Here is an 18,497-nt window from a genome sequence, read left to right as displayed (position 1 = left end):
TGTTAGGGTAGTGAATAGGCAAAATTGATAGTGAGATGAATCATGGCAGATAGCATTTTAATCGTTGAAGATGACCAAGATATCGCGGAATTGGTTAAAGTGCATATGCAAGATTTAGGTTTACAAGTTACTCACTGTGATAATGGTGAAGAGGCGATTACACAAGCCTTAAATAATGATTTCTCTATCTTGATACTAGATATCACTTTACCCGGTTGTAGTGGTTTAGATGTGTGTAGAAAAGTCAGAGAAGTAAAGCAAGAGCAAGCAATTTTAATGTTAACTGCACGTACCTCTGAAATTGATAGAGTCGTTGGCCTTGAATTAGGGGCCGATGATTATATGTCTAAACCATTTAGTGTTAGAGAGTTGCAAGCACGGGTGCATGCGCTTTTGCGTCGAGTGCATTTATTGCAAAATAACCAAGCTCAGATCACCAACACATCTAATGATGGTGAACAAAATAGCATCATTTGCCATGGTGAATTAATGATTAATCGTCGCACACATGAAGTCGTTCTGCGTGAAACAAGCATTGATTTGACCTCAACAGAATTTGACCTACTGTGTTTCATGGCGCAACACCCTAGCCAAGTTTTTTCTCGTGCTCAGCTATTAGATAAAGTATGGGGCTATCAACATAGTGGTTATGAACATACGGTTCATTCACATATTAATCGCCTACGTAATAAATTAGTGATAGGGCAACCTGAAGTGACTAATAAGACAATGCCACCGATCATTCAAACCGTTTTTGGCGTGGGTTATAAGTTTAGCCCTGAAGGTGTTGCTTGATGATACTTTCTCTTTATCAGCGCATTACTATTGCGTTAGTACTCCTTTTTATTGCTATTGCCTGCACATTTGCATGGTGGTCTGCAAAACTTGAAGTCAGCTCTCGTCATGAAGCTGAGCAACGTTTGCACCTTCAATTAGCCGAGCACTTAGGCAACGATAACCCTTTATTAAAAGAAGGCGTTTATGATTATCGTGAATTAAAAAACCTGTTCCATAGTTTAATGATCCTTGGACCAAGCTTTGAGTTTTATTTTATTGCCCCGAGTGGCAGTATTCTCAGTTATTCAGCTGAGCCAGGTAAAGTAAAGCGTGAACAAGTTAGCATTACGCCTTTAGTTGATTTTATAGCTCATAAAAAACCTTTACCTATCTATGGAGACGATCCGCGGAATCAATGTACGGGGGGAAGTTGTGCGCAAAAAATATTCTCAGCGGCACCTATTTATAATGGTGATAATTTACAAGGTTATCTATATATCATCATTGGAGGTGAAAAGTATGATTCGATTTTTGCCGACGTTTTGTCAGAACAACATCTCTCGCAATCGTTGGTTTTTTTATTTAGTGTGATGGTTTTCTTTTTTTTAGTATTGATGGCGTTATTGCGTTTTTTGACTCATCCCTTAAAAAAGTTGACCGAAAACATTCGTGCCTTTAAACAAGCTGGATTTGAAAAAAACAAGGTCATATTACAGCAATGGCCAGCGGCTAAGCATAATGAAATTCATGAGCTAGGCAGTGCGTTTAATGAAATGGCTGAGCAAATTAATTATCAATTTGTGCAATTACAGGCAAACGACAAAAAACGACGAGAGATGTTAACGGATCTCTCTCATGACTTACGTACACCGCTTGCTGCTTTACAGGGATACCTTGAAACGATTCAATTAAAAGGGGCTCAACTCAGTAGCGAACAACATCAGCGATTTATCGATATTGCTTTTAAAAATGCGAATCAACTAAAAAAACTAGTAGATCAAATTTTTGAATTAGCACATCTAGATGGTGGACAAGTCACTTTAGATTTAGAGACCTTTCCTTTGGCTGAGTTATTACATGACATTGCCGCTAAATTTCAACATCGCTTACAAGAAAAAGGGTTAAGCCTGAATATATCTCCCGAGCAATGTGAGTTTTTGGTTTATACAGATATCGGTAAATTAGAAAGGATATTAAGTAACTTAATTGATAATGCGATTAGGCATACCGCAACAGGTGGAAAAATTACAATACAGGTTGATGAAAAGACAAATAACCAACTTAATCTATCGGTTATCGATAATGGTACTGGAATTAATGAAAATGAATTAGCGTATATTTTTGATGCTCGTTACCGTGCTAGTAATGCTATTTGTGACAGTAAAGAGCACGGTGGTTTGGGATTGGCTATCACACAAAAGTTATTACGTTTATTACAGTCTGAAATTAAGGTAAAAAGCCAAATAGGTAAAGGGACAAGCTTCAATTTTTGTTTGACTAAAATAGGATCATGATACGGTATTAATTTTGTTTATTCGTTACCAATAAAAATGGTAATTATCATAAGCCAAATATGTCATTATTAGCACTCTATACATAAGATGGTTAGTATTCTTTTAGCCTGTAATAGTACTTATACCTAAACTTGATACCCTTTAGATAATTGACCGCATTTGCACTGAGCTAACATGAACATTCCACATATAAGTTTTAATCATAATAAAAGTGAACAAGCTGAGTTGGAGGTTATTCCTTTAAGTCGCTTATATTTGACAGACATTAATTCACACAACCCCCAGCTACCGCATCGTGTTTCTTTTTTTATATTAATTTGTATCGATCAAGGGGAGGGGAAGCATATGGTTGACTTTAAAACGGTTAATTTCTCTCCTGGTTCGCTTATCTTTGTACAACCAGAACAAGTGCATGCCTTTGACTTTAGTGCTCAGCCACAAGGGCATATTGTTTTATTTACACAAAAATTCTTAGACCGTGTACATGCCAACATGCGCCTACCTAATTACACGCCTACACATTTAAACCAGCAACATAGTGCACTGCTTATGCTTGATACTGAAAATCACTCTCGTATCAACACGTTTATAAATGAAATGTGCCACGAAATTAAGCATGTAGCATCTGACCCGTTGATCGTCATGTATTTATTTTCCACATTAGCACTGATGTTACACAGACTACGCCCGCAATCGCGTCACGATAACCTAAGTACAGGGCAAAGTATTAAACTGGGGGATTTTTTTAGTTTGTTGCAAGCACATTTTTTAACAACGCGTGATGCAAACTGGTATGCAAATAAGCTCAATATTACTTATAAAACACTTAACATTATTTGTAAACTTAGTACCGGTTTAACCGCTAAGAATATGATTGATGCTTTCACGCTAATTGAGATGAAACGTCGTTTAGTCATTGCTAACTTAAGCACTCAAAAATTAGCTTATGACTTTGGTTTTGATGATGTTAGTAATTTTGTAAAGTATTTTAAGAAACATGTAGGCTCGACACCGAGTCAATTTCAGAAGCAGTATAAAATACCTGTCCTATAGGTTTTAATTGCACATTCTATTTTGAGCATAGGTTCGATTTTTACCATTTAAAAGCTCACCTACACTCTATTGCCTCTTTACTATCCCCTTTAAAATGTTGTCATATTCAGCATAACCAACAAGCATTATTCATTAGCAATGAATAATTTAAAGCATTGACCACAAAAGGGCGTTCATAATGACTATGCTAAACAATAATAAAATTTCAATACTTTCACGCGGCATATTAGCCACTGCAGTACTTAGCTTAAGTGCCTGTGCAGCGGTAAATAATCCGCTTGAGACAGACGCAACACTGAGCAATAAAGAAAAAGCCGTTGCGGTTATTTCAAGTATAGAAACTGGTGATGTTAAAGCGATTAATTACATTAATCCTAATAAATATGTTCAACATAACTTAGCGGTAAAAGATGGCTTAGCAGGTTTTGGTGAAGTGCTCCATCAATTACCTAAAGGTAGTGCAAAAGCACAAGTTAAACGTGCATTTGCCGATGGTGCTTACACCGTCACACATACCGAGTATAATTTTTTTGGTCCTAAGGTTGGATTTGATATATTCAAATTTGAAGATGGAAAAATTACCGAGCATTGGGATAACTTACAAGCCATTGCTCCTGTCAACCCTAGTGGTCGTTCGCAACTTGATGGACCCACTAAAGTAACTGATATAGATAAAACAGCAAAAAATAAAGCGCTAGTGAGTAATTTTGTTAATGCAATTTTAATTAATGGTGATATGGCTAAAATTGGTGATTTTATTAGCCCTAAAAAAGGGGGATATATTCAACATAACCCTGCAATAGCTGATGATTTAAGTGGGCTAGGTAACGCGTTAGGCGAACTTGCGAAAATGAATATGCCAATGATTGTGACTAAAAATCATATGATTTTAGGGGAAGGTAACTTTGTTCTATCGATCAATGAAGGTACTTTTATGAATAAGCACGTTTCATTTTATGATTTATTTCGTGTAGAAAACGGTAAAATTGTAGAGCATTGGGATACCATTGAAAATATCCCTGCTGAATCAGAATGGAAAAATAATAACGGAAAATTCGGTTTTTAATTTACTTGCGAGTTTACCCTCTTAATTATTTACAGGGTCTTATTTAATGCCGCTCACACAAGTTGAACGGCATTTTTTAGCTTTTAAGTAACAATGCTTTGAAACACTCTAATGACAGGCGCCTATCTTTTAGCTGATAATTAAGCTGGATTAAATTAAACTGGATTAAATTAAATTGGATTATTTAATTTGTCTTTTGCTTCTTGTACTTTTGCAAAGTCTAAACCTAGTTCATCTGTTGCTTCTTTAATTAAATGAGGTTGAGTCATTATTGTCCCCATCAACTGCTTTAATTGTTCTGGGGGAATACCTAGTTCCTGCACAAGGCTGAGTGCCATCATAGGATTTTGAGTTAATGCTTCAAAAAGTGATTTTACTTTTTCATCACTTACGTTGTGCTCTTTTAAAATTGCAATAATTGGATTCATTGATAACCTTGTATTTTACATTATGGGTAAGCGTATTGATTAAATTATATGGCTTGTATGCGCTATTAACAATACATAATGCGAAGGCTCATTACTTGGTTTACTTATTTACTGATGATTAGTTAATTGCTTATTGACTAGTAAGCACTATAAACACATTGCTCTCTATATTTAACCCCCTACAATAACCAGCATTTAATTCTCTCATTTATTAATGCATAAGGTGCTTTTCTATGGAAAATTCATTTCCGATTTTTTCTACTGCTATTTTATTATTTTTTATACTCGATCCATTAGGCAATGTACCTTTATTATTAAGTATTTTAAAAAATATAGATAAGAAAAGGCATGCAACAATAATTGTTAGAGAGATGGTGATTGGTTTAGTTATATTACTTATTTTCCTGTTTTTTGGAGAGCACTTTTTAAGTTTATTTCACCTTCAAACAGAGGCAATAACGATTGCTGGTGGAATTATTTTCTTTGTAATTGCTTTGAAAATGATTTTTCCTAACTCCGATGGCACAGATCTATTTGCTACGACAAAAGGAGATGAACCCTTAGTCGTTCCGATTGCAATGCCAATGATTGCCGGACCCGCCGCATTAGCAACATTGTTAGTATTAGCTAAAACTAATGCGGAGCATACCAGTGAATTATTTGCTTCATTATTATTAGCTTGGTTGTTATCGGCCATGGTTTTATTATTCTCGACACAACTTTATAAGATTCTAAAAACCAAAGGCCTAAAAGCGTTAGAAAGGTTAATGGGCATGTTACTACTGATCATGTCAGTACAGATGTTTATTGATGGTATACGCTCGTTATTACCGACATTCGCATAACACACCCTCGTTTCTTTTTAAGACGTAACGAATTTAAATGTTAAAAATATTCAACGATTGTTTTCATGTGTTTCGTGTTTTCATAACGCCACGTAGTTTCTTACTTTTCAGAAAACATAAAAAAGCCAAGCAAATGATTAGCTTAAATAGAAAAATTATTTAGTTAACTATTAACTAATTATCACCTCAGAATTAAGAGAAGCTTCTACGATAGTTTTCATGTCTTTCGTGTTTTCATAACGTCACTTAGTTTCTTATTTTTCAGAAGGTACAAAAAAGCCAAGCAAATGCTTGGCTTAAATAGAAAACTTATTTAGTTAGCTATTAATTAAGAAGCTTCAACGATTTTTTTCATGTGTTTCATGTGTTTCGTGTTTTCATAACGCCACGTAGTTTCTTACTTTTCAGAAGACATAAAAAAGCCAAGCAAATGCTTGGCTTAAATAGAAAACTTATTTAGTTAATTCTTAACTAATAATTAAGAAGCTTCAACGATTGTTTTCATGTCTTTCATGTAACCACGTAGTTTCTTACCTACGATTTCTACTGGATGGCTACGAATTTCTTCATTGATTTCGATTAAACGCGCGTTATCAACAGAGTTAGACTTAACTTCAAGTGCTGAACCTAGGTATTGTGGGCTCATTGCTTTAACGAAGTCTGCAAGTAGTGGTTTTGCAGCGTGATCAAACAGGTAACAACCGTATTCCGCTGTATCAGAGATAACAACGTTCATTTCGTAAAGTTTCTTACGAGCGATAGTGTTAGCAATAAGTGGTGTTTCATGTAGAGACTCGTAATATGCAGACTCTTCGATGATACCTGATGCAGTCATCGCTTCAAATGCTAGCTCAACACCTGCTTTGATCATTGCAACTAAGAAGATACCGTGGTCGTAGAACTCTTGCTCACCGATTTCCATGTCACCAGCTGGTTGTTTTTCGAAACCAGTTTCAGCTGTTGCTGCACGCCATTTAAGTAGGTTAACGTCATCGTTAGCCCAGTCAGCCATCATAGTTGCAGAGAATTCGCCTTCAATGATGTCATCCATGTGCTTGTTGAATAGTGGACGTAGGATATCTTTAAGTTGTAAAGACATATCAAACGCTTTGATTTTAGCAGGGTTAGATAGACGATCCATCATGTTAGTGATGCCGCCGTATTTAAGGCCTTCAGTTACTGTTTCCCAACCGTATTGAATTAGTTTAGAAGCGTATGCTGGCTCAAGACCATCAGCAACCATTTTTTCGTAACCTAAGATTGCGCCAGTTTGTAACATACCACAAAGGATAGTTTGCTCACCCATCAGGTCAGATTTAACTTCAGCAACAAAAGAAGACATAAGAACACCAGCACGATCACCACCTGTAGCAGATGCGTATGCTTTAGCCCATGCAAGGCCGTGACCCTGTGGATCATTTGCTGGGTGAACAGCGATTAGTGTTGGAACACCGAAACCACGTTTGTATTCTTCACGCACTTCAGAACCAGGACATTTAGGTGCACACATGATGACAGTGATATCTTCACGTACTTGCATACCTTCTTCAACAATATTAAAACCGTGTGAGTAAGCTAGTGTAGCGCCTTCTTTCATAAGAGGCATAACCGCACCGACTACCGCTGTATGCTGTTTATCAGGTGTTAAGTTACATAGCAAGTCAGCTTGTGGAATGAGTTCTTCGTAAGTACCTACTGTGAAACCATTTTCCGTAGCATTTTTCCATGATTGACGTTTTTCAGCGATAGCTGCAGCACGTAAAGTGTAAGAAACGTCAAGGCCTGAATCACGCATGTTTAAACCTTGGTTTAAACCTTGTGCACCACAACCGATGATAACTACTTTTTTGCCTTTTAATGCTTCACTTCCTTCAGCAAATTCGCTGCGATCCATAAAACGACATTGACCTAGTTGATGTAACTTCTCACGTAGAGGAAGAGTGTTAAAGTAGTTAGCCATTTAGCTGAGCTCCAAAATAAATTAATAGGGGTAAATTAATTGTAATCTTTAAGTGTTCTATTTTTACTGAAAACTTAGATCTAATACTTAATACAATTATATATAACGTTTAATATTGAACGTTGTTTACATTTCGGTGGTCACTATAACGTATAAGTAATATTGCGCAAAATGATATATTAGCAATGTCATGTTGCAATAAATGAAATATACTGCCGTTATTATTGCATTTATAGAAAAAGCATTACTTTTTTATCACACCCAATTTAACAATACGGTATGTTGAACCCTTGTAGAGTTATTGTTGATTTGTATAGGTTGCTTTATAATTAGTAATTGTTAACGTTTACACTTTCTTATCTTGTTGTCTTAAAAGGAATTTTTATGTCTTCACTGGTATTGCCGAGTGACTTGGTATCGATCGAATGGTTGGCTGAACACTTGCACCATACAAACTTGATTTTGTTAGATGCAAGCTGGCATATGCCGATGACAATGCGCAACGGTTATCAAGAGTGGTTGACTGAACGTATTGATAATTCTCGTTTTTTTGATTTTGACCGCGAAGTGTGTGATAAAAAAAGTGCATTACCTCATATGATGCCGACTGCACAGCATTTTGAATTGTCAGCACAATTATTGGGTATTAATAATGACCATGCGATTGTGGTGTATGACAGTGTTGGTATTTTCTCCAGTCCAAGAGTGTGGTGGATGTTTAAAGCGATGGGGTTTAATAATATTGCCGTATTAGATGGTGGTTTGCCAGCTTGGAAAGAAGCAGGATTGAGCGTGGATAATCAACCACCTAGTATTGATGGGTATCAACAAGGTGATTTTAAAGCAATCTATCAACCTGAATTAATCAGCAATAAAGAACAGGTACATGATGCTATTGATAAACAAGGGGTATCGATTATTGATGCCAGACCTAAAGCCCGCTTTTTAGGCGAAGAGCTTGAATTTAGACCTGGATTACGTTCAGGGCATATGCCATCAGCAATAAATTTACCGATTGAAGAAATATTGAATAATAAAACCATGAAAAGTGCTTACCAATTGGCGCAAGTATTTGAGGCTTTAATGCCGCAAAAACAACGCTTGGTATTCAGTTGTGGCTCCGGTGTGACTGCTTGTATTCTTGCTTTAGCCGCTAAAATTGCAGGTTATGATGCATTAAGTGTTTATGACGGATCATGGAGTGAGTGGGGCGCAAATGACAATTTACCTGTTGTGCAAAAAGTGACAGATTAGCTTTTTTAAAAAGTCACGCAACAGAGTAAAACCATAATACGAAGACCATAGTGTGAAAATCATAATACCAAATAAAAGAATGCTAAATAAAATAAATGGGGCACTTTAAATGGATATTAAGTCATTGCAAACGTTTGTCCATTTAAGTCAAAGCTTACATTTTTCAAAAACCGCGTTAGCCATGCACGTGAGTCCGTCTACTTTAAGCCGACTTATTCAACGTTTGGAAGACGAACTTGGTTGTAGCTTGTTAATACGCGATAATCGATCAGTGTTATTAACTGAAGCGGGCGTGGCTTTTAAACAGTTTGCCACTCAACAAATAGAGCAATGGGAACTGCTTAAGCATTCAATCACTAAAGGTACGAATGAATTAGAAGGTGAAATTAATTTATACTGCTCGGTTACCGCTGCCTATAGCCATCTTCCTCCTATTCTAGAACGATTTAGGCGTATTCATCCTAATGTCGATATTAAACTATCTACGGGTGATAGTGCCGTCGCGATTGAGCAAGTAATGCAGCACCAAGTCGATTTTGCGATCACGGCTTTTCCCGATAACTTTCCCGCACGTTTACATTTTAGCCAATTAGCTGAAATTCCTTTATCGATTGTCGCTCCGACCATACCTTGCGCAGTGACTCAAATGATCAAACAATCGTCGATGGACTGGAAAAATATCCCCTTTATTTTACCTGAGCATGGCCCAATACGTCGTCGTTTCGATACTTGGTTCCGATCACTAAAATCAGGTAAACCACAAATATATGCAAAAGTAGCAGGCCATGAAGCCTTGATCAGCATGGTGGCTTTAGGTTGTGGAGTGGGAATTGTCCCGGATGTTGTTGTGGAAAATAGTCCTGTCCGATACCGTGTACAAAGCTTGTCTGGGATTGGGGAAATCGCGTCTTTTAATTTGGGTGTTTGCTGTTACAAAACTCGTTTATCTGAACCCTTGATTGATGCTTTTTTGAATTGTGTTGAAAGTTAAACAGAGAGCATCAAATTTATAGATTGTGGCAATTGATTATTGCTCCTCTACTTGTCAAAAAATAAGCAATGCCGGATATTCCCATAGAAATTAAATGGACTGGGGTTTACAATAGCGGTTAAATATTAAGGAGCTTTTTATGTTTAATCCACAGAAATTAGAAGAAATAGCAAAGCAAGTCAGTGATGCAATGCCTGAAGGTGTAAAAAGCTTTGGTAATGAAATTGACCGAAAAGTGAAGCAAGTATTACAAGCTCAACTAGGCAAGTTAGACATGGTTAGCCGCGAAGAGTTTGATGTGCAAACACATGTACTATTGCGCACTCGTGAAAAACTCAACCAAATGGAAGAGAAATTTGCACAATTAGAAGCTAAGTTAGAGCAGAATAAAGCACCTAATGCAGCTCAAAGTCAGCCACAAAGCGAAACAGAAAGTCAGTCAGAAAAGAATTCAACAAACCTTTCAAAAAATGTTTCACAAAACAACGAACAAGCGTAAGTAGGAATCAAATGAAAGAACAATATTTAAAACGTGCAGAACTATTTGTAGAACAAGTCGCTGCAAACAATGAATTATTTGGTTTATTTGATGAAACGCTAGGCTGGGCAAATTGCCATGCACATGACAACAAAGATGCCAGTGCTGTTTATTTATTTTGGTCTGATGCCGCTTTGGCTGAGAAGTTAAAATCAGAAGAGTGGGCAAACTACAAAGTTGAACCTATTGCTTTAGAGGTTTTCTTTGAATCATGGTTAGACGGCATGCAAAAACAGCAAGTTTTTGCGGGCGTTAACTGGGATGAAGAGTTGTGTGGTTTAGAGATTGAAGCAATGGTCTTAAAAAATGCATTAATTGAAAAATTTCAAGTTGATGATGCAGACGTTGAAGTAGAACCTGAAGCAACAGAAGCAGTTTGATTTTGAGAACGATTGTTTCTTTGTGCAGAGATTGTGTTTTGTAAAATGATTGTTTTTTGAAATAAATGGCTAAAATATAAAAAACCAAGCTCGTCGCTTGGTTTTTTTATCAATTTTAATAAGGTAGTTAAACCTTATTCTTCAGGGTAAGTGCCCCAACCATCATAATCAATATCAAATGACTCAGCTAATGCGACTAGTTTTTCTACGTCTTCAAAAATAGCTTCTTCATCTAAATTCATTTCAACAACGACATCAAAGCTAAGAATAATTGAGCCATCTTCTAACTCTAGCTCCTCAGGGTCAGTTACCTCATAACCTTTTTTGAAACAAGCAATCGCTGCTTTTTCTAATACGTCAAAGTTATCACAAGATAAGTGATGTTCTATCATATAAACAGCATCAGGGTTACTGCCATCTTCTAAAATAGCTTCAACAATGTCTGCTGTTTCTTCAGCTAATTCTGCTAATAATTCTTCGTGTGTAAGTTCTTCTGACATTTTTATCTCTTCTATATCAAGGTTTACAACCTCTATTCATGGTGCTTTTCAATGAATAGAGACAGTTTAATTAATCACAACAGTTACTATTAGAATCTGGACGATTCACTTCTTTATTAAGTTGTTTGTATTTTGCTAACATGATGTCGTATGAATCATTCATGAGACGACGAATTTCACGCTTTTTGTATTGGGTAATATCAATCGGCTCTAACATTTCAACAATCACTTCGCCATTATCCCAACGATTTAAGTTAACTTGTTGATGTGTATTAGAGACAACCGTTGGTACTACATTTACACCGGCTTGTAACGCCGTATGGAATGCCCCCATTTTAAATGGCATTAAACCACGGCCTCGGCTACGAGTGCCTTCAGGAAAAATCCAAACGCCTAAATTTTTATCGCGCATTTGATCTACTACATCGGTGATCGTATTTTTAGATTTATCCTTATTATCACGGTCAATTAAGATATTACCTGTTAACCAATAAATAATGCCAAAGAATGGAATCAATACCAGACTTTTTTTACCGATGGTTACAGAACCAGGTTGTACTGCGCCTGTTGTTGTCACCATATCGTAATTATTTTGATGATTTGCAATATACACAACCGAGCCATTATTTTTAGCACTTTCAGGCACACGAATAGTCACTTTTAATCCGACTAAACGTGACATTTTGCTAAATAACATCGCAAAATGATAGGTGTTTTTAGGATTGCGTGGACTCAAAATACAATAAAAGAGTGAGTACATACTCATTAAAATAACGGCAACAATAATTAAAATTGCTCTGATAATAAATAACATAGTTTATTGGTTCTCTTCTTGTTCAACTTCAGATGTAATGACTTCAACATTATCAACGCGTTGCAGACCTCGTGGTAATTTATTACCACGACGACCACGTTCACCTTGATAATGCGCTAAATCATTTGGCTTTAAAGTAAGCTTACGTTTACCTGCGTGCAAGGTGACTGCACTTTCTGGCGAGATAATTTTCAGCATAGTAACAAACTCTTCTCGTTTAGTCGCTTTAGCTGTCATGATGTTTATCATCTTGTTACCTTTACCCTTACTCAAGCTTGGTAAGCTTGCAACTGGGAAAATTAACATACGACCTTCATTACTGATGGTTAAGCATAAATCGAGTTTGTTATTTGATAATTTCTGTGGCGCAAGTAAATGAGCATTAGTGGTTAAGTTGATTAATGCTTTACCGTTTTTATTACGGCTATTAATATCACTTAAATTAGCGACAAATCCATAACCATGGTCACTGCTGATAATATAGCGGTCGGAATCATCTCCCATTAATACACAGGCAAAAGGCACGTTTTCATTTTGATTAAAACGCCCCGTTAATGGTTCACCCTGAGATCGAGCTGACGGTAATGAGTGCGCATCTAAAGAGTAAACTCGCCCTGTGGTATCAATGAATAAACAGCTTTGATTGCTTTTACCCTGACAACTTGTTAAATATTCGTCACCGGCTTTGAAACTTAGGGCTTGCGGATCAACATCATGTCCTTTTGCACTGCGTACCCAACCCTGTGTTGATAATACAACGGTGACGGATTCACTTGGCATTAATTCTTTTTCAGTTAATGCTTTTGCTTCTAACCTTTCAACCATTGGTGAGCGTCGATCATCACCGTATTTCTCAGCATCCGCTTTGATCTCTTTTTTCACTAGCGTATTTAAACGTCTGTCTGAGCTAAGTAGTTGCTCTAATTTCTTTTGCTCTTCAGATAGCTCGGCCATTTCAGCGCGAATTTGAATCTCTTCAAGTTTGGCTAGTTGGCGTAATTTAATTTCTAAAATAGCATGCGCTTGTGTGTCCGATAATTGGTATCGAGACATTAACTCAGCTTTGGCATCATCATAGGTACGAATAATTTCAATCACTTCATCAATATTAAGATAAGCAATTAATAAACCTTCTAATATATGCACACGCGCAAGTATTTTATCTAAACGGTGTTGTAAGCGACGACGAACCGTATTGCGACGATACACTAACCATTCACTTAAAATCGTGACTAAGCCTTTAACACTTGGGCGTTGGTTTAATCCAAGCATGTTAAGGTTTACTTTGTGGCTGACCTCTAAATCCGTAGAAGCAAAAAGATGATTCATTAAGGCTTCAATATCGATTCTATTGGAGCGCGGAATGATCACTAAGCGCGTTGGATTTTCATGGTCTGATTCATCGCGTAAATCAGCGACCATCGGTAGCTTTTTATCCTGCATTTGTTTAGCGATGTCTTTTAATATTTTTCCGCCGGATACTCGGTGCGGCAAAGCAGTGACCACGATTTCACCACTTTCTACTACGTACACAGCTCGGCTTTTAAAACTGCCTCGTCCTGTTTTATAAATATTAACGATTTCACTGCGCGGTGTGATTATTTCTGCTTCAGTAGGATAATCAGGGCCTTGCACAAATTGCATTAGATCTTCTAAAGACGCTTTAGGATTATCAATCAAATGTAAACAAGCGTCGGCCACTTCTCGTGCATTATGCGGCGGAATATCTGTCGCCATACCGACGGCAATACCTGTGATGCCATTTAATAGAATATGCGGTAAACGAGCGGGTAATAACTCTGGCTCTTTTAAGGTGCCATCAAAGTTAGGTTTCCAATCGGTAGTACCTTGGCCAATTTCTGATAGTAATAACTCAGAAAAAGCAGACAAACGGGATTCGGTATAACGCATTGCCGCAAATGATTTAGGGTCGTCGGGTGCTCCCCAGTTACCTTGGCCATCAATTAGCGGATAACGATAAGAGAAGGGTTGTGCCATTAATACCATTGCTTCATAACAAGCACTATCACCATGGGGATGATACTTACCTAATACGTCACCGACGGTACGAGCTGATTTTTTATATTTTGCTAAAGCCGATAAACCTAATTCAGACATCGCGAAAACAATACGACGTTGTACGGGTTTTAAACCATCGCTGATATGCGGAAGTGCACGATCCATGATCACATACATGGAATAGTTGAGATAAGCATCTTCAGTAAATTTAGCGAGCGATAATTGCTCCACGCCTTCTAAACTCATGTCTAACACATCACTCATATTGTACGGTCCTATCATTGATATTGAATAAATAAAGCGAGAGTATACAGCACTTGCATTCTAAGACTGAAATAGAAATGAATTTGTGCGAATTAAGTGGGAAAAAATTGCGCTTATAGGACTAAATTACAATCAGTTAGCTTTAATGGATTGTTTTGGTGCTAAAAATAAAGATTAAATAGCAGGAAAGTTGTGCTGTGATTTGATAAAGGTTCGGTGTAGTAGGATACATATAACAAGGGCAATATCAAAAGGTGTATGCATCAAAATAAAAGCGAAACAAGGTAAAGCGAAATAAGTTAAAAGCTAAATAATCACTATCACAGTGACTGTCTAGCTTGCAATCTTATGCCGGTAATACACTTTAACCTTCTCTTTTGAAGAAGGTAATAATGTTTACATTTGTGAAAATGCTTTTTTAGCCGCTAATATCGTATTGTTAATATCTTGCTCAGTATGCGCTAATGATAAAAACCCTGCTTCAAATGCAGAAGGTGCAAGGTAAATACCTTGATCTAACATCAAGTGGAAGAATTTTTTGAATTTTTCAATATCACATGCACAAGCTTGTTGGAAATTAGTCACTTTAGGCTCATCTGTAAAGAATAAACCATACATACCACCAACATAGTTGATACTAAGTGCAAGACCTTCTTCATCCGCGGCTTGCTTTATGCCTTCTGCAAGTTGCTTGGTTTTAATGGCTAATTGATCGTATTCAGGAGTATCTAAAGCCGTTAATGACGCTAAACCTGCATGCATTGCTATTGGGTTGCCTGATAATGTACCCGCTTGGTAAACAGGGCCAGTAGGTGCGATAAATTGCATCACTTCACGGCTACCACCAAATGCGCCGACAGGCATGCCGCCGCCAATCACTTTACCTAAGGTTGTTAAATCTGGTTTGATGTTATAAAGCGCTTGAGCACCACCTAAAGCAACACGAAAGCCGGTCATCACTTCATCAAAAATCAACAATGCTTTGTGCTGGTCACAAATATCTCGTAACCCTTGTAAGAAACCTGGTACTGGTGGAATACAGTTCATGTTACCTGCAACTGGCTCAACGATAATACAAGATATTTGATCTTTATATTCTGTAAATAATGCTTCAACAGAAGCGAGATCGTTAAAGGTAGCCGTTAAAGTATGTTTAGCAAAATCAGCTGGAATACCCGGTGAACTTGGCTGACCCAAAGTTAATGCACCAGAACCGGCTTTGACTAATAAAGAATCAGCATGGCCGTGATAACAACCCTCAAATTTTAATATTTTATCTCGGCCTGTAAATCCGCGAGCTAAACGAATTGCACTCATCGTCGCTTCAGTACCTGAACTTACCATGCGAACTTGTTGCATAGATGGTACTAGCTGCTGTACTTTTTCTGCCATGATGATTTCAATTTCAGTTGGCGCACCAAAGCTAAGTCCATTTTCAGCGGCATCAATCACAGCTTTTTTAATCGCTGGGTGGTTATGCCCTAGAATCATTGGACCCCATGAACCCACGTAATCGATATATTGTTTATCATCTACATCATAGATGTAAGCATCTTGTGCTTTTTGTATGAATAACGGGCCGCCACCAACGCCATTAAATGCGCGAACTGGTGAATTAACGCCACCAGGAATAATAGATTGTGCACGGTTAAATAGTTCTGTTGATTTGCTCATAAGCATCCCATTAATTATTTTTAAGTTGAGAGAAACTGCAATATACCCATCATAAATGAAGATGCAACTGGCAAAGCTGAGTAGATAATGATTTTTAACAGAGGTTTATCGGCTAAATGTTTGTTAACATGATACCAATCAAGTAATTTTAATCATTATTTTTTATTATATTAGTTTTCCTTCACTTTATCGTTTTAGGTTGTACTGCATTTATGAAAATAGCATTGCCCTCGTTGTTTATTAATGGCTTAAAAAGTTTTATTGACCGTTTTTTCACTAGAAAAAGCAGTGCTCTATTAATTTGGCTTTCTATTTTTATTGGGATCATAGCGGGGACTGTCTCTGCATTGTTTGACCATGGTATTGTTTGGGTATCAGAAATGCGTCTTGAGTTCATTCATACCTATGGTGACAGCGGTCTGCCATTATGGTTGATTGCTATTCCTGTCTCATCTTTAATGGCTGGAACTGCTTTTTACATCACACATCGTTTTGCACCTGAAGCCGGCGGTAGTGGTATTCCTGAAATTGAAGGGGCGATGGAAGGGATGCGACCAGTACGTTGGAAGCGTGTCATACCGGTTAAGTTTTTTGGCGGTTTGCTGGCCTTAGGTAGTGGCATGGCATTAGGACGTGAAGGACCTTCTGTTCAGCTTGGTGCTAATGTTGGTCGAATGATTTCAGATTTATTCAAAGTGGATAAAGTGGATGCTCAAGCTTTATTAGCTGCCGGTGCTGCCGGTGGTTTAGCCGCCGCGTTTAATGCCCCCTTAGCAGGCATCATGTTTGTTATTGAAGAGATGCGGTCACAATTCAATTACAGTCTAACTTCTACTAAGAGTGTATTCATGAGTGCGGTTATGGCGACTATTGTGATGCGCTTGTTCACTGATCAAGATGCCGTTGTAACGGTTACTCAATACTCTCACCCTGATTTATATACACTAGGTTTTTACCTTATTTTAGGTTTTTGTTTTGGTGTAATTGGTATCTTTTTTAATAAAATGATCTTAGCGACACAGGATATGTTTTTATCTATTCATAAAAGTCAGCGTTGGCGTTTTGTGGCGATTGGTTTGTTTTTAGGTGCATTATTTGGTGCGTTATCAGTAGTTGAACCAGATATTGCATTCAGCGGTCTTGAATTAATTCCGCATGTTGAAGGCGGGCAATACCTTGCTGGTGGGTTGTTGATTTTATTTATTTTACGTACATTTACCACCCTAATCAGTTTTGGATCAGGTGCTCCCGGCGGCGTGTTTGCACCAACGCTTGCGTTAGGTACTTTATTTGGCATGTTATTTGGTGTTATTGCACAGGCATTATTTCCTGACTTGATAACTGACCCTGGCGCTTTTGCGATTGCTGGAATGGGCGGGTTATTTGCGGCAACAGTACGTGCGCCGATCACTGGCATTTTATTGGTAATAGAAATGACCAGTAATTATGAAATGATTTTACCATTAATTGTTACTTGTTTAGGTGCCACTATGGTTGCTCAAACGTTAGGGGGACGTCCTATTTATACTCAATTATTAGAAAGAACATTGAAATTATCAATGCGTGCCAAACGTCAACAAACAACGGATAAAGCGATGTTCCGTATTAATGACAAATATAAGTAAGAAGGACGTGTATGCGCGGTTATAGAAAGAGCTTTTTTAAATGGTTAATTATCAGCTTATTGTTTGCATATTTTGGTTTTATGGTAGGCAAATTTAAACAAGATATTTTATACAATAGTATTCATTTATTAGAGTTAGATGCCGCCAGCCTAAATGCAGAAAATCAAGAGCTAACCCAACAGTTAAGTTTAATTCAAGCCGATTTTATCGCTGAAAAGCAAGTTAATGAAACATTAGTCGTTGAAAATAAAACGCTGAACCAAGCGCTAGATGCGAGTAATAATAAATTATATTTTTATGAGCAAGTGGTTGCACCTGGTCTTTCTGTAAGCGGGTTAAATGTTTATTCATTTACCGTCACTAAGGCTGCAGAAAAAAATCATTGGTCATATGAGTTAGTGTTAATGCAAACTCAAACTGGGCGACATGTTTTAACGGGAAATGTAGATATTACTTTTGCTGGTGCCGATGACAGTGAGGGAACTGCAAAACCAATTAAGTTGAGCGAGCTTGATAAAGATTTTAGTGGTGCATTTAAGTTTAAATATTTCCAAACGCTAAAAGGCGAATTTGTGTTACCTAAAAAGGCAAAAGTGGAGCAAATATTTGTATCTGCTGATGCCAAAGGTTCTCGTTGGAGTCGCTCTCAACGTGTAGAAAAAATTTATGACTGGAAAGATTTTATCGAAAATGGTGGTTCATCGCTTAAAGAATTAGAAACTCAAGAAGAGAGTGAATAAATCATTCCGCTTATACTTGAACAAATTAGTCAGGTATTAGATAATAGGTTCGGGC

At 37.3% G+C, this 18,497-nt stretch carries 16 protein-coding genes and 1 pseudogene; 11 read left to right on the top strand and 6 right to left on the bottom strand.

What is annotated here, in order from left to right:
• The first annotated feature begins 42 nt into the window (after window positions 1–42).
• The 4 genes from MT391_RS13930 to MT391_RS13915 all read left to right on the top strand — a co-directional run bounded on the left by MT391_RS13930 (window position 43) and on the right by MT391_RS13915 (window position 4,410).
• Entirely contained in the window at window positions 43–795 is a 753-nt protein-coding gene (locus tag MT391_RS13930; RefSeq protein ID WP_499498617.1) for a response regulator transcription factor, read from the top strand.
• Entirely contained in the window at window positions 795–2,291 is a 1,497-nt protein-coding gene (locus MT391_RS13925; RefSeq protein ID WP_499498616.1) for a sensor histidine kinase, read from the top strand. The genes MT391_RS13930 and MT391_RS13925 overlap by 1 nt, the downstream gene beginning before the upstream one ends.
• Window positions 2,292–2,465: 174 nt before the next feature.
• Window positions 2,466–3,344: an AraC family transcriptional regulator gene (locus MT391_RS13920; protein WP_499442059.1), complete on the top strand. Its 879-nt coding sequence runs from the start codon at window positions 2,466–2,468 to the stop codon at window positions 3,342–3,344.
• A 178-nt stretch (window positions 3,345–3,522) separates the two neighbouring features.
• Window positions 3,523–4,410 (top strand): nuclear transport factor 2 family protein, encoded by an 888-nt coding sequence (locus tag MT391_RS13915; protein ID WP_499498614.1) that lies wholly within the window; start codon window positions 3,523–3,525, stop codon window positions 4,408–4,410.
• 170 nt (window positions 4,411–4,580) lie between these two features.
• Here the strand turns inward: MT391_RS13915 and MT391_RS13910 are convergent, their stop codons facing one another.
• Window positions 4,581–4,838, bottom strand: coding sequence for a DUF2999 family protein (locus tag MT391_RS13910; protein ID WP_499498613.1), 258 nt, complete (start codon window positions 4,836–4,838; stop codon window positions 4,581–4,583).
• Window positions 4,839–5,071: 233 nt separating this feature from the next.
• On the opposite strand from MT391_RS13910, the gene MT391_RS13905 reads away from it, so the two are divergent.
• Window positions 5,072–5,683 carry a MarC family protein gene (locus MT391_RS13905; RefSeq protein ID WP_499498612.1) on the top strand — a complete coding sequence of 204 codons (612 nt, stop codon included), beginning with the start codon at window positions 5,072–5,074 and terminating at the stop codon, window positions 5,681–5,683.
• A 478-nt stretch (window positions 5,684–6,161) separates the two neighbouring features.
• Here the strand turns inward: MT391_RS13905 and ilvC are convergent, their stop codons facing one another.
• A complete protein-coding gene (gene ilvC / locus MT391_RS13900) occupies window positions 6,162–7,643 on the bottom strand; it encodes a ketol-acid reductoisomerase (RefSeq protein ID WP_028868380.1) in 1,482 nt (493 codons plus the stop codon).
• Window positions 7,644–8,027: 384 nt separating this feature from the next.
• Here ilvC and MT391_RS13895 point away from each other — a divergent pair, with 384 nt between their 5' ends.
• The 4 genes and pseudogenes from MT391_RS13895 to MT391_RS13880 all read left to right on the top strand — a co-directional run bounded on the left by MT391_RS13895 (window position 8,028) and on the right by MT391_RS13880 (window position 10,806).
• Complete coding sequence (locus tag MT391_RS13895; RefSeq protein ID WP_299668342.1) at window positions 8,028–8,897, top strand: sulfurtransferase; 870 nt, start codon at window positions 8,028–8,030, stop codon at window positions 8,895–8,897.
• A 109-nt stretch (window positions 8,898–9,006) separates the two neighbouring features.
• On the top strand, window positions 9,007–9,888 hold the full coding sequence (ilvY, locus tag MT391_RS13890; protein ID WP_499498610.1) for an HTH-type transcriptional activator IlvY: 882 nt from the start codon (window positions 9,007–9,009) through the stop codon (window positions 9,886–9,888).
• Between the two features lie 139 nt (window positions 9,889–10,027).
• Window positions 10,028–10,279, top strand: a pseudogene (ubiK, locus tag MT391_RS13885) (ubiquinone biosynthesis accessory factor UbiK); the annotation flags it as partial.
• Window positions 10,280–10,398: 119 nt separating this feature from the next.
• Window positions 10,399–10,806 (top strand): DUF2750 domain-containing protein, encoded by a 408-nt coding sequence (locus MT391_RS13880; RefSeq protein WP_499498608.1) that lies wholly within the window; start codon window positions 10,399–10,401, stop codon window positions 10,804–10,806.
• A 134-nt stretch (window positions 10,807–10,940) separates the two neighbouring features.
• Here MT391_RS13880 and rraB read toward each other — a convergent pair whose 3' ends face one another.
• The 4 genes from rraB to hemL form a co-directional block, all read right to left on the bottom strand.
• Entirely contained in the window at window positions 10,941–11,306 is a 366-nt protein-coding gene (gene rraB, locus MT391_RS13875; RefSeq protein ID WP_166372990.1) for a ribonuclease E inhibitor RraB, read from the bottom strand.
• 70 nt (window positions 11,307–11,376) lie between these two features.
• Window positions 11,377–12,120, bottom strand: coding sequence for a 1-acylglycerol-3-phosphate O-acyltransferase (locus tag MT391_RS13870; protein ID WP_499498606.1), 744 nt, complete (start codon window positions 12,118–12,120; stop codon window positions 11,377–11,379).
• Between the two features lie 3 nt (window positions 12,121–12,123).
• Window positions 12,124–14,403, bottom strand: a complete 2,280-nt coding sequence (gene parC, locus MT391_RS13865; RefSeq protein ID WP_166372988.1) for a DNA topoisomerase IV subunit A — start codon at window positions 14,401–14,403, stop codon at window positions 12,124–12,126.
• 396 nt (window positions 14,404–14,799) lie between these two features.
• Window positions 14,800–16,077 (bottom strand): glutamate-1-semialdehyde 2,1-aminomutase, encoded by a 1,278-nt coding sequence (gene hemL / locus MT391_RS13860; RefSeq protein WP_499498604.1) that lies wholly within the window; start codon window positions 16,075–16,077, stop codon window positions 14,800–14,802.
• Window positions 16,078–16,289: 212 nt separating this feature from the next.
• On the opposite strand from hemL, the gene clcA reads away from it, so the two are divergent.
• Window positions 16,290–17,702 carry a H(+)/Cl(-) exchange transporter ClcA gene (clcA, locus tag MT391_RS13855; protein ID WP_499442064.1) on the top strand — a complete coding sequence of 471 codons (1,413 nt, stop codon included), beginning with the start codon at window positions 16,290–16,292 and terminating at the stop codon, window positions 17,700–17,702.
• Window positions 17,703–17,713: 11 nt separating this feature from the next.
• Window positions 17,714–18,442, top strand: coding sequence for a DUF6776 family protein (locus MT391_RS13850; RefSeq protein WP_499498602.1), 729 nt, complete (start codon window positions 17,714–17,716; stop codon window positions 18,440–18,442).
• The last annotated feature ends 55 nt before the right edge of the window (window positions 18,443–18,497 follow it).

It is taken from the genome of Vibrio sp. 1-Bac 57, assembly GCF_037546855.1.
In the GTDB taxonomy this organism is placed as follows: domain Bacteria; phylum Pseudomonadota; class Gammaproteobacteria; order Enterobacterales; family Psychromonadaceae; genus Psychromonas.
This window is presented reverse-complemented; position numbering and strand designations above follow the sequence as displayed.

What these genes read in the sequence shown, in the direction of transcription:
- MT391_RS13930 (WP_499498617.1), top strand. Translation starts at nt 43, where the DNA reads ATGGCAGATAGCATTTTAATCGTTGAAGATGACCAAGATATCGCGGAA.
- MT391_RS13925 (WP_499498616.1), top strand. Translation starts at nt 795, where the DNA reads ATGATACTTTCTCTTTATCAGCGCATTACTATTGCGTTAGTACTCCTT.
- MT391_RS13920 (WP_499442059.1), top strand. Translation starts at nt 2,466, where the DNA reads ATGAACATTCCACATATAAGTTTTAATCATAATAAAAGTGAACAAGCT.
- MT391_RS13915 (WP_499498614.1), top strand. Translation starts at nt 3,523, where the DNA reads ATGACTATGCTAAACAATAATAAAATTTCAATACTTTCACGCGGCATA.
- MT391_RS13910 (WP_499498613.1), bottom strand. Translation starts at nt 4,838, where the DNA reads ATGAATCCAATTATTGCAATTTTAAAAGAGCACAACGTAAGTGATGAA.
- MT391_RS13905 (WP_499498612.1), top strand. Translation starts at nt 5,072, where the DNA reads ATGGAAAATTCATTTCCGATTTTTTCTACTGCTATTTTATTATTTTTT.
- ilvC (WP_028868380.1), bottom strand. Translation starts at nt 7,643, where the DNA reads ATGGCTAACTACTTTAACACTCTTCCTCTACGTGAGAAGTTACATCAA.
- MT391_RS13895 (WP_299668342.1), top strand. Translation starts at nt 8,028, where the DNA reads ATGTCTTCACTGGTATTGCCGAGTGACTTGGTATCGATCGAATGGTTG.
- ilvY (WP_499498610.1), top strand. Translation starts at nt 9,007, where the DNA reads ATGGATATTAAGTCATTGCAAACGTTTGTCCATTTAAGTCAAAGCTTA.
- MT391_RS13880 (WP_499498608.1), top strand. Translation starts at nt 10,399, where the DNA reads ATGAAAGAACAATATTTAAAACGTGCAGAACTATTTGTAGAACAAGTC.
- rraB (WP_166372990.1), bottom strand. Translation starts at nt 11,306, where the DNA reads ATGTCAGAAGAACTTACACACGAAGAATTATTAGCAGAATTAGCTGAA.
- MT391_RS13870 (WP_499498606.1), bottom strand. Translation starts at nt 12,120, where the DNA reads ATGTTATTTATTATCAGAGCAATTTTAATTATTGTTGCCGTTATTTTA.
- parC (WP_166372988.1), bottom strand. Translation starts at nt 14,403, where the DNA reads ATGAGTGATGTGTTAGACATGAGTTTAGAAGGCGTGGAGCAATTATCG.
- hemL (WP_499498604.1), bottom strand. Translation starts at nt 16,077, where the DNA reads ATGAGCAAATCAACAGAACTATTTAACCGTGCACAATCTATTATTCCT.
- clcA (WP_499442064.1), top strand. Translation starts at nt 16,290, where the DNA reads ATGAAAATAGCATTGCCCTCGTTGTTTATTAATGGCTTAAAAAGTTTT.
- MT391_RS13850 (WP_499498602.1), top strand. Translation starts at nt 17,714, where the DNA reads ATGCGCGGTTATAGAAAGAGCTTTTTTAAATGGTTAATTATCAGCTTA.